This window comes from Pseudomonas bubulae (assembly GCF_900618535.1).
GTDB classification, from domain to species: domain Bacteria; phylum Pseudomonadota; class Gammaproteobacteria; order Pseudomonadales; family Pseudomonadaceae; genus Aquipseudomonas; species Aquipseudomonas bubulae.
The window spans coordinates 813,301-823,900 of record NZ_UYJA01000001.1; the positions used below are offsets into that span (position 1 = coordinate 813,301).

Genomic DNA, 10,600 nt, shown 5'->3' on the forward strand with positions numbered 1-10,600 from the left:
GCCCCCGCACCCGCTCCTGATCGACTCTCCAGACTCCAGCAAATTTTCTCCCCTGCCAGTCCCCGGTCACAATCGACAACATCACTGCATTTTTAGTTGTATACAATAATAACCAATTCTGGTTACATCATTGCACGCCTACGACTCCGGCAATCGCCGCTGCGTATTGCGATGGTCAAACACCATGCAGCTTGCACAGCCGCTTCAATTCAACGCGCCTTACCGGCGCATGTCATCGCGTATTCACTGCGCCCATGGGTGTGCCAGTGAACCGACCGCCCCTGCCCAGCCATGCTGCATCCGGCTGCCAGGGCTTGGCTCAAGCCGAAAACCGATGCCTGCAACCGCATCACGTTGAAAGCAAACTCCAAACGGAAGAGGAATACCCATGGCAAAGACTTTACTGGTCAAGAACGCAGAACTGCTGGTCACAATGGATGGTGAACGCAGGGAAATCCGGCGCGGCGGCCTGTTTATCGAAGACAACCTGATCAAGCAGGTCGGCCCCAGCGAATCCCTGCCGCAACAGGCCGACGTGATTCTGGACATGACCGGCAAGGTGGTTATCCCGGGCCTGGTCAACACCCACCACCATATGTACCAGAGCCTGACCCGCGTTGTACCGGCAGCCCAGGACGGCGAGTTGTTCAATTGGCTCAACAACTTGTATCCAATCTGGGCGCGACTCACGCCGGAAATGATCGCGGTTTCGACCCAGACGGCGATGGCCGAGCTGATTCTCTCTGGCTGCACCACTTCCAGTGACCATCTGTATATCTACCCCAACGGCTGCAAGCTGGACGACAGCATCCATGCCGCTGCAGAGATCGGCATGCGCTTTCACGCCGCACGCGGGAGCATGAGCGTGGGCCGTAGCCAGGGCGGCTTGCCGCCCGACTCGGTGGTTGAGAAAGAAAGCCATATTCTCAAAGAGTCCCAGCGTCTGATCGAGGACTACCACGACCCCCGCCATGGCTCGATGCTGCGCATGGTCGTGGCGCCCTGCTCGCCCTTCTCGGTCAGCCGCGACCTGATGCGCGAGGCCGCAGTACTCGCCCGCCAGTACGGGGTCTCGCTGCACACCCACCTTGCCGAGAACGTCAGTGACATCGCCTACAGCCGCGAGAAGTTCGGCATGACCCCTGCCGAGTACGCCGAAGACCTGGGCTGGGTCGGCCACGACGTCTGGCACGCCCATTGCGTGCAACTCGACCAGCACGGCATCGAGCTGTTCGCCCGCACCGGTACTGGGGTCGCCCACTGCCCGTGCTCGAACATGCGCCTGGCTTCGGGGATCGCGCCGATTCGCAGGATGCGCGACCACGGCGTGCCGGTGGGGTTGGGGGTTGACGGTTCTGCGTCCAACGATGGCGCCAGCATGATTGGTGAAGTACGTCAGGCCCTGCTGTTGCAGCGGGTGGGTTTTGGCCCCGATGCGATGTCCGCCCGCGAGGCGCTGGAAATTGCCACATTGGGGGGCGCCAAGGTGCTTAACCGCAATGATATTGGTGCACTGGCACCGGGCATGGTCGCGGATTTTGTCGCTTTCGACCTTGGCCATCTGGCCTACGCCGGAGCCCATCACGACCCGCTGGCAGCGTTGGTGTTCTGTACCCCGACCCAGGTCCATACCAGCGTGATCAATGGTCGCGTGGTGGTCAGGGATGGCCACCTCACCACCGTCGACCTGCCGCGGGTGCTGGAACGCCACAACCAGTTGGCCCACCAGCTGGTCAGCGGTGAATAACCCCTTCAGGCCGTTGAGTTCCTGAGAGGGCTCAACGGATGCAACTGAGAACGTGCTGTTAGACGCATCTAAAATAACAAAAGCGAGCTACTCACCATGACTTCTACCGCTTCCCCTCGTCCAGAAGACGAAAACCTCGGTACTGGCGCCAACCTGGCCTACGGCCTGCAGCACGTCCTGACAATGTATGGGGGCATCATTGCGGTGCCCCTGATCATTGGCCAGGCAGCCGGCCTTTCATCGGCCGACGTTGGCCTGCTGATCGCCGCTTCGCTGTTCGCCGGTGGCCTGGCCACACTGTTGCAGACACTGGGTATCCCTTTCTTTGGCTGTCGCCTGCCGCTGGTGCAGGGGGTGTCCTTCGCCGGTGTCTCCACCATGGTCGCCATCATTGGCGGTGACGGCGCAGGAGGCCTGCCGGTGGTGTTTGGGGCGGTGATCGTGGCTTCCGTGATCGGCTTGCTGATCACACCGCTGTTTTCCAGCATCACCAAGTACTTTCCGCCCCTGGTGACGGGCATCGTCATCACCACCATCGGTCTGACCCTGATGCCGGTCACGGCGCGCTGGGCCATGGGCGGCAACAGTCAGTCACCTGACTTCGGCAGCATGGCCAACATCGGCCTGGCGGCAATCACCCTGGTGCTCGTGCTGCTGCTCAGCAAGCTGGGCAGCGCCAGTATTTCACGCCTGTCGATTCTGCTGGCTATCGTTATCGGCACACTGGTTGCCACGGCCGTGGGCATGACCGACTTCTCCCGGGTGCTGGAAGGCCCGCTGGTCGCACTGCCCGAGGTGCTGCACTTCGGCATGCCCGAGTTCCGCCTCGCAGCCATCCTGTCGATGCTGATCGTGATTATCGTGACCATGGTCGAGACCTCCGCCGATATCCTGGCAGTGGGCGAAATCATCGACACCAAGGTCGACGCCAAACGCCTTGGCAACGGCCTGCGCGCCGACATGATTTCCAGTGCCCTGGCGCCGCTGTTCGGCTCCTTTACCCAGAGCGCCTTTGCACAGAACGTTGGCCTGGTCGCCGTGACCGGTATCAAGAGCCGTTATGTGGTGGCCACCGGCGGCCTGATCCTGGTGACACTGGGGCTGCTGCCGGTGATGGGTCGCCTGGTCGCAGCCGTGCCCACTGCCGTGCTTGGCGGTGCTGGCCTGGTCCTGTTTGGTACCGTCGCCGCCAGCGGCATCCGCACCCTGGCGCAGGTGGACTATCGCAACAACATGAACCTGATCATCGTCGCCACATCGATCGGTTTCGGCATGATCCCCATTGCAGCGCCCAACTTCTACCAGCACTTCCCGACCTGGTTCGAGACCATCTTCCACTCCGGCATCAGCTCGGCCGCAATCATGGCCATCCTGCTCAACCTGCTGTTCAACCATCTGCGGGCCGGCAACTCCGACCAGCAGTCGGTATTCGTCGCCGCCAGCGACCGTATCCTGCGCTCCCGGGATATCAGCTGCCTCAACGATGGCGATGTATTTCGCGATGGCAAGCTGTTCGACTGCAATGGCAAGGAAGTACCCGTGGTGGAGTCGGACGAGCACTACGAACAGTCCCCGCCCTTGCGTAAAAAGAGCTTCGAGCAAGAACACTAACCTGCCTTAAACCCGGCACAACGGCGCTCAGGCGCCGTTTTGCATACTGCGCCGATTTACACAAACAGCCGGCATGCGAACTTTTCCCTGTTTATCTGTCTATGTGAGTACGCGTATCTGCGCGACAAGCGCGAGCTCCAGGCGTCAGTCAGCAGATGGCGACACATTCGAATGATATTCAGAGGTTATCTTCGCTCATGAAATTCCACGCCCCACGGATGGTGCTTTTGAGCCTGTTCGCGTTTGCGGCAATGGGCTCGGCATCAGCTACACCGACAAAGACCCCGCCCGCGGTTTATGCTACTGAACCTGGAGCCGTTCAGACGACGGCTGCCAATCCCTGGCCAAGGCTGGCCGGTGAACAGACAGCACCCCTGCTTGCCCGTGACGACCACCACCGGTATGACAACCGCTGGCAAGCTCGCAGAGACGATCGCCGCAGAGAAAACTGGCGTCGCGATCAATGGCGTCGGGAGCAAGCCCGCCGCGAAGCCGAGCGCCGCCGTCATGACCGGGCCATGCACCAGCGTTACGACAACCATCACCGCGACTATCGTCGCTGAAAAAAACGGCTGCCGAGAAAGCAGCCCCTGTACCTTTTTTAGCAGCCGCTCAACGCCGCCTGTGGCCGCTCGCCGGTAAAGAACAGTGGTCGCAGGCGCACGCCCACCGTGTTGCCGATAAACGCTGCCACCAGCCATACCCAGCCATGCAGGCTGCCCGAGGCGATGCCGCTGAAGTACGCGCCAATATTGCAGCCGTAGGCCAGACGCGAGCCATACCCGAGCAGCAGGCCACCAATCACTGCCGCCAGCAGCGAGCGCGGCGGGATTTTCAGGCTGGGAGCAAAACGACCGGCCAGGCCGGCGGCCAACAACGCACCGAGAACGATGCCAATATCCATTACGCTGGTGATGTCTTCCCACACCGGTGCGGCCAGTGCCTTGGCATTGCCCGGCATCTGCCAGAACCCCCAACTGCCAACATCAACCCCCAGTCCGCTTGCCGCCTTGGCGCCCCACAGCGCGAACGCAGAAGTAATACCCCACGGCCGCCCGGCCAGTGTCAGCGTGGCATAGTTTAGCAGCGCCAGACCTATCGCGCCCCAGACCAGAGGCCACGGCCCACGCAAAAAGCGGCGCAGGCCCTGATGTTCACTGGTCACCCCTGCTTCAAGGCTGGCGTGACGGGATTTCTCCAGGCGTACGGTCACTGCGGCGATGATCGCGAACACGGCCAGGCTCAGCAGCAAGGCGGGAACCACCCCGAAGCTTTTAACGATAGAGGTCGCCGGAAACGCAGGCAGGGCAAACCACCAGTCAACATGCTGAGTGGCGATTAATGATCCGCAGATAAAGAACAACAGGGTCACCAGCATGCGCGCATTGCCGCCGCCGACAGTGAACAGGGTGCCGGACGCACACCCGCCGCCCAACTGCATGCCGATGCCGAAAATAAACGCACCGAACACCACCGACACACCGATCGGCGCCACCAGCCCGACGACCGGCTGGCCAAACAGGGTGCCCGCCCCCAGCGCGGGGAAAAACAGCACCACAGCCACGGCCAGCATCACCATTTGCGCGCGCAGGCCTGCACCACGGCGATCATTGATAAAGACTCGCCAGGCCGAGGTAAAACCGAATGCAGCGTGATAAAGGGTCAAGCCCAGCGCCGCGCCGACGATCAGTAACAACACCTGGCGCGTACCGACATTGTTTTGCAGGAAAACAGCGCCCTGCAGCAACAAGATAAAGGCCAACAGCGGCGCAAGCGGTTTGCGCCCAGGGGTTATGGAAAGAGAACGACTCATGGAAATCCCGATACGTATGATTTGGCTGAATTGCGTGGCGGCAAAGTATACCCCAGGCGGGGCTGCGGCCTAACCGTTTGACTTAGTAAGGCGCCAAGATAAACTGCGCCTTATGAATATTTTAGAGAACAAGCACCACATCATGCTGCGTGAACTAGAGAGCGCAGCGCCCGAGGTCAGGGACAGCGTAAAGCTGTGTTTCGAGTTGCTCTCTGCGGCGGCGGCGATCAATCGCGCCTGCGCAACCCGGCTGGCCCGCTACAACCTGTCGGAGGGCCGTTTTGTCATCATGCTGACCCTCAAAAACGCGGGAGGCAAGCTCTCCCCTCTGGAACTGGCGACCCGATTGTCGATTACCACGGGAACGGTCACCGGGCTGCTCGATGGTTTGCAGCGCGCCGCGTTGATCAAGCGCAAAACCGACCCGACGGACCGGCGCAAATTGATTATTACGCTGACAGCGCAAGGCAAGCGCGTGGTCGATGACGTTTTTGTCGAGCACACCGCCTGGATCAGCGGAATGATCCAGGACTTGCCTCCCGGGCAACGCCAGGCCCTGGCCGAGTCGATCTATTGCCTCTCGGCCAGCCAAGCGCTCGACCTCGCTACAAAAGCTGGTCGATAGCCATTTGAGCAGCAAGGCGTTGCAGCCAACGACAAGGCGCCGCTGGCGATACTCAAGGACGAGAACGGGCAGAACGTCGATCTGCGCGATTTTCTCGACATGGGGCCGTGAGTGCATACCAGCAGATGGTCAGTGATCTAACGGCCGCGGGGGCGACGCTGGTTGCCGTCTCGGCGCAGACGCCGCAGTTCACGGGTAAAACCCGTGAAGCGCTGGGGATCACTTACCTGCTGCTCAGTGATATCGGCAACCACCTTGCCCGTCAGTACGGCATTGTTTTCGAGCTTGAGGACGAACTGGACCAAATCTACCGTTCCCTGGGTGCGGACCTCAAGAGCGTCAACGGGTCTGACTCGCTGACACTGCCACTGGCCAGTGCATTTGTAATCGACCAGGATGCGGTAATACGCGAAGCGTTCTTCAACCTGGACTACGCGCAACGGGTGGAGCCTGAGGAATTGATTGCGGCAGTCGGCCGCGTTTGACCCAAGCAGCGTGCATGCAGGCATCAGCTCATGTGTGCGCCACAAAACCTGTGGGAGCGCGGCTTGCCCGCGATGGCATCCATACGGTGAGCCTGCCAGACCGCGCCGCCTGCATCACAATGAATCCTGCAAACCGCAGCTCTTACCTACGACACAAAACCTGTGGGAGCGTGGCTTGCCCGCGATGGCATCCATACGATGAGCCTGCCAGACCGCGCCGCCTGCATCGCGAGCAAGCCCGCTCCCACATGGATCCTGCAGACCGCAGCTCTTAAGTACGCCACAAAACCTGTGGGAGCGCGGCTTGCCCGCGATGGCATCCATACGGTGAGCCTGCCAGACCGCGTCGCCTGCATCGCGATGCAAGCCCGCTCCCACACTATTCCCTGCGCCCGCCCGCTACATCCCCAGCCAATTCGGCAACGCCAGCGACACAAACGGCACATAGGTCACCAGCACCAGGAACGCCAGCATCACCAGTAACCACGGCGATACCGCACGTACCACTCGAGTGAGCGGCATACCCGTGACCGCCGAGGTGACAAACAGGTTTAGCCCGGTGGGTGGGGTGATCAGGCCGATTTCCATATTCACCACCATGATGATGCCCAGATGGATCGGATCAATGCCCAGTTGCATGGCAATCGGGAACAGGATCGGCGCCAGAATCAGGATGATTGCCGAAGGCTCCATAAAAGTCCCTGCAACCAACAGCACAATATTGACCACCAACAGGAACTCAATCGGGGTAAAGCCCTGCTCCACCACCCAGGCGGTAATCGACTGCGGGATCTGCTCGGTGGTCAGCACATGGGCAAAAAGCATGGCGTTGGCAATGATAAACATCAGCACCACGCTCAGCTTGCCCGCCTCGACAATCACCTTCGGGCATTCGCGGACGGTCATGTCCTTGTAGATAAAGATCGCCACGAACGCTGCATACACCGCTGCCACAGCAGCCGCTTCGGTAGGGGTGAACATGCCCGAGTAAATACCGCCGAGAATGATCACGATCAACATCAGGCCCCAGCCGGCACGGCGCCCGGCGGTGACGATTTCCTTGAACGAGGCCCGGGGCAGCGATGGCATGTCCTTGACCCGCGCCAGGATGTAGATGGTCACCATCAATACCAGCCCCAGCAACAGACCCGGCACAACACCGGCCATAAACAGCTTGCCCACCGAGGTTTCGGTGGCGGTAGCGTAAACCACCATGACGATCGACGGCGGAATCAGGATGCCCAGGGTCCCGGCGTTACAGACGATACCGGCAGCAAAATCCTGCTTATAGCCAGAACGGACCATGCCGGCGATAACGATCGAGCCCACCGCCGCCACCGTGGCCGGAGAAGAGCCACTCAGCGCCGCAAACAGCATGCAGGCCAGGATTGCGGCAATGGCCAGGCCACCCTTGATATGCCCGACGCAGGCGTTGGCGAAATCGATCAGGCGCCGGGCCACGCCGCCGCTGGTCATGAATGCACCCGATAGCAGGAAAAACGGGATCGCCAGCAATGTGTAGTGCTCGCTGGTTTCAAACAGCTTGATCGCCAGCGAACGCACCGAGTCGTTACTGAAGAACAGAATGGTCATGGCCCCGGATAAGCCCAGGGAAATCGCCACCGGAATACCGACAAACATCAGCACGAACAGGGCGACAAAAAGGAAGGCAATAGTCATTTTGGAGTCCCCTGCTGGTCGTTTTCCGCCAGCTTGACGGCGTCGTCCACTTCACTGTGCAAGCCCAGGCCTTGCTGCTTGCCCTGAATAATGCGGATAAAAACCTGCAGAAAACGCACAAACATCAAGGCAAAACCGATCGGCACGATCATCACGATTTGCCATTGCCTGATACCGAAGCGGTCCAGGTCTTCGGCACTGGTGCCAACGGCATACAACGTGGCCACCCACTGCTCGCTGGAGTACGCCATCAGCACGCAATAGCCCAGGCAAATGGCCACTGCCAGCAAGGCCACCCGCCGCTGATTGGCAGGCTTGAACTGGCGCACCAGCAAGTCGACGCCAATATGCGCGCCAATGCGCACGCCCCAGGCCAGGCCGACAAAAATCTGCCAGCCGAACATGGCCTTGGTCAGGGCCACACTCCAGGTCATCTCCTGGGCGACGTAGAGAATACTGTCGCCGATGCCGAGCAGGGTCTCGTTGGCGAACGGCAGCGAGTCCCCCAGGGAATAGAAAACACCATAGAGGTTGTTGAATACGACATACGCGAAGGTGACCAGGGTCATGCCTGCAAGCAGGAATGCCACCAGCATTTCTTCCGCGTGATTCCAGACGCGAACGGCTGCGTGCATGGGTAATCTCCCTTGAAAGAACGGTCGAGAAACGACAAAGCAAAGGTTGCCGTGGCGATCCCCTGCGGGACCACCGACGGCAATCAGCGCTGGCGACTATTAACTGCTTTGGTTGGCCTGCTCGGCGGCCGCGATCACATCAGGGCCGATGTCGCTCTCGAACTTCTTCCATACCGGGCGCATGGCTTCACGCCACAACTCGCGCTGTTCCGGGGTAAGGATGATGATTTCGCTGTTGCCGGAATCGGCAATGCGCTGGCGGGAAGCCTGGTTAAGCGCCTCGGCCTGCTTGTTCACCTCCACGGTGACCTCGGCCATGACCGCATCCAGGGTGTTGCGCACCTCTTCAGGCAGGCCATTCCAGAACTTGGTATTGGTGATCACCATGTAATCGATGGCGCCATGGTTGGACTCGGTGAAGAACTTCTGCACCTCATAGACGTTCTGGCTTTCGTAGTTGGACCAGGTATTCTCGGTGCCATTCACCACACGGTCTGCAAGCCCTGATAAACCTCGGCAAAACTCATCTTGCGTGGCGCCGCGCGCAGGGCCTTGAACTGCTCATCCAGCACGGCGGAAGCCTGTACGCGGAACTTCAGGCCGCGGGCGTCCTTGGGCTCGTAGAGCGCTTTGTTGGCGGACAGTTGCTTCATCCCGTTATGCCAGTAACCAAGCCCGGTAATGCCCTTGCCCTCCATCGACTTGAGCAGAGCCTGACCTTGCGGGCTTTGCTGGAAACGGTCGAGGGCCTGGATATCAGTGAACAGAAAGGGCAAATCGAAAATCTGGATCGGCTTGGAGTAATGCTCGAACTTGGCCAGCGACGGCGCCAGCAGTTGCACGTCACCCAGCAGCAGCGCTTCCATTTCCTTGCCGTCGCCAAACAGCGAGGAGTTCGGATAGACCTCGACCTTGACCTGCCCGGGCAGGCGTTCCTCGGCCAGTTTCTTGAACAACAGCGCGCCCTGCCCCTTGGGTGTGTGCTCGGCGACAACGTGGGCGAATTTGATGCTGATGGGGTCGGCAGCGCCCGCAAAACCTGCGAATAATGGCAATGCGCAGGCCAGAGCCTTGAGAGTGTGCTTGAACATGGGACATACCTCTTGTTGTTATAGATTTGGTAGTGCCTGGTGTTGCCTGTGCTGCGTTTAACCGCTTCGCCTGGCCTCAGTTACAAGGCAGACCGGCCCGGCGCAATACCCGCCGGGCAAGGCCGATGACCGGGGCATCGACCATTTGCCCGTCAAGCACAAACACCCCGCCTGTGGATGCAACCGCATCCAGAACCCGCCGCGCCCAGTCCAGCTCGTCCTGACGCGGCATAAAAGCGGCGTGAATCACTGCCACCTGACCAGGATGAATGCACAGCAAGCCGCCAAAGCCCATATCCCTGGCATCGGCGGCCATGCGGGCCATGCCGGCGCTGTTGTTGATGTCCGCAAATACACTGTCCAGCGGCGGCGCCAGTTGCGCCAGGACGCTGTGCAGCAAAATGGCGTAGCGGGCCTGATCGAGAATGCGCTGCGCGCCAGCCGTATCGCTGGCCAGGCCCAGGTCCAGGCCCAGGTCCAGCGCACCGAAACTCAGGCGTTCCACCCCGCGAGCCCGGGCAATGGCCGGCAATTCAAGCAAGCCCCTGGCGCTTTCGATAATCGGCCACACCGACTTGCCACACGCCGCAGCCTGTTCGACCTGTGCAGCGCTTTCGGCCTTGGGCAGCAATACCGCCACCACGCCGGGCTGGCGACGGCACAACTCGATATCGGCTGCCTGCTGCTGATGCTGCGGCGCATTGATCCGCACCAGCACCCTGGCCTGCGGATTGTCATTAAGGAAAGCATCCAGACTGGCGCGGGCCTGGGCCTTGAGGTCCTCGGCCACAGCGTCTTCCAGATCGACGATCACCTGATCGGCGCCGCTTTGCAGCGCCTTGGGTATCCGCTCGGGGCGAGTAGCCGGGACGAACAGCGCTGAACGAATGCTGGTGTTATCCATCACGATGCT

Annotated in this window: 9 protein-coding genes and 1 pseudogene; 5 read left to right on the plus strand and 5 right to left on the minus strand. The window is 60.5% G+C overall.

Features of this window, described 5'->3' with window-relative positions; all coding sequences use genetic code 11:
• Window positions 1-388: 388 nt before the first annotated feature.
• The 3 genes from PPTH39_RS03505 to PPTH39_RS03515 all read left to right on the plus strand — a co-directional run bounded on the left by PPTH39_RS03505 (window position 389) and on the right by PPTH39_RS03515 (window position 3,921).
• Entirely contained in the window at window positions 389-1,747 is a 1,359-nt protein-coding gene (locus PPTH39_RS03505; RefSeq protein WP_095000519.1) for an 8-oxoguanine deaminase, read from the plus strand.
• A gap of 96 nt (window positions 1,748-1,843) precedes the next feature.
• Window positions 1,844-3,358, plus strand: coding sequence for a nucleobase:cation symporter-2 family protein (locus PPTH39_RS03510; protein WP_095000520.1), 1,515 nt, complete (start codon window positions 1,844-1,846; stop codon window positions 3,356-3,358).
• A 197-nt stretch (window positions 3,359-3,555) separates the two neighbouring features.
• Entirely contained in the window at window positions 3,556-3,921 is a 366-nt protein-coding gene (locus PPTH39_RS03515; RefSeq protein WP_165446479.1) for a hypothetical protein, read from the plus strand.
• Between the two features lie 38 nt (window positions 3,922-3,959).
• Here the strand turns inward: PPTH39_RS03515 and PPTH39_RS03520 are convergent, their stop codons facing one another.
• Window positions 3,960-5,171 (minus strand): YeeE/YedE family protein, encoded by a 1,212-nt coding sequence (locus PPTH39_RS03520; RefSeq protein ID WP_130871599.1) that lies wholly within the window; start codon window positions 5,169-5,171, stop codon window positions 3,960-3,962.
• Between the two features lie 142 nt (window positions 5,172-5,313).
• Here PPTH39_RS03520 and PPTH39_RS03525 point away from each other — a divergent pair, with 142 nt between their 5' ends.
• The gene (locus PPTH39_RS03525) at window positions 5,314-5,796 is read left to right on the plus strand and encodes a MarR family winged helix-turn-helix transcriptional regulator (protein WP_176464266.1); all 483 of its coding nucleotides are present in this window, start codon (window positions 5,314-5,316) and stop codon (window positions 5,794-5,796) included.
• A gap of 107 nt (window positions 5,797-5,903) precedes the next feature.
• Complete coding sequence (locus PPTH39_RS03530; RefSeq protein ID WP_198417394.1) at window positions 5,904-6,281, plus strand: redoxin domain-containing protein; 378 nt, start codon at window positions 5,904-5,906, stop codon at window positions 6,279-6,281.
• Between the two features lie 399 nt (window positions 6,282-6,680).
• On the opposite strand, the gene dctM is transcribed toward PPTH39_RS03530, so the two are convergent.
• From dctM to PPTH39_RS03555, 4 genes and pseudogenes are all read right to left on the minus strand, one after another.
• Window positions 6,681-7,961: a C4-dicarboxylate TRAP transporter large permease protein DctM gene (gene dctM, locus PPTH39_RS03540; RefSeq protein WP_095000525.1), complete on the minus strand. Its 1,281-nt coding sequence runs from the start codon at window positions 7,959-7,961 to the stop codon at window positions 6,681-6,683.
• Window positions 7,958-8,596, minus strand: a complete 639-nt coding sequence (locus tag PPTH39_RS03545; protein ID WP_130871601.1) for a TRAP transporter small permease — start codon at window positions 8,594-8,596, stop codon at window positions 7,958-7,960. Before PPTH39_RS03545 ends, dctM begins: the two co-directional genes overlap by 4 nt.
• A 99-nt stretch (window positions 8,597-8,695) precedes the next feature.
• Window positions 8,696-9,687, minus strand: a pseudogene (locus PPTH39_RS03550) (TRAP transporter substrate-binding protein).
• Window positions 9,688-9,763: 76 nt separating this feature from the next.
• Window positions 9,764-10,591: an HpcH/HpaI aldolase/citrate lyase family protein gene (locus tag PPTH39_RS03555; protein WP_095018109.1), complete on the minus strand. Its 828-nt coding sequence runs from the start codon at window positions 10,589-10,591 to the stop codon at window positions 9,764-9,766.
• Window positions 10,592-10,600 lie beyond the last annotated feature (9 nt).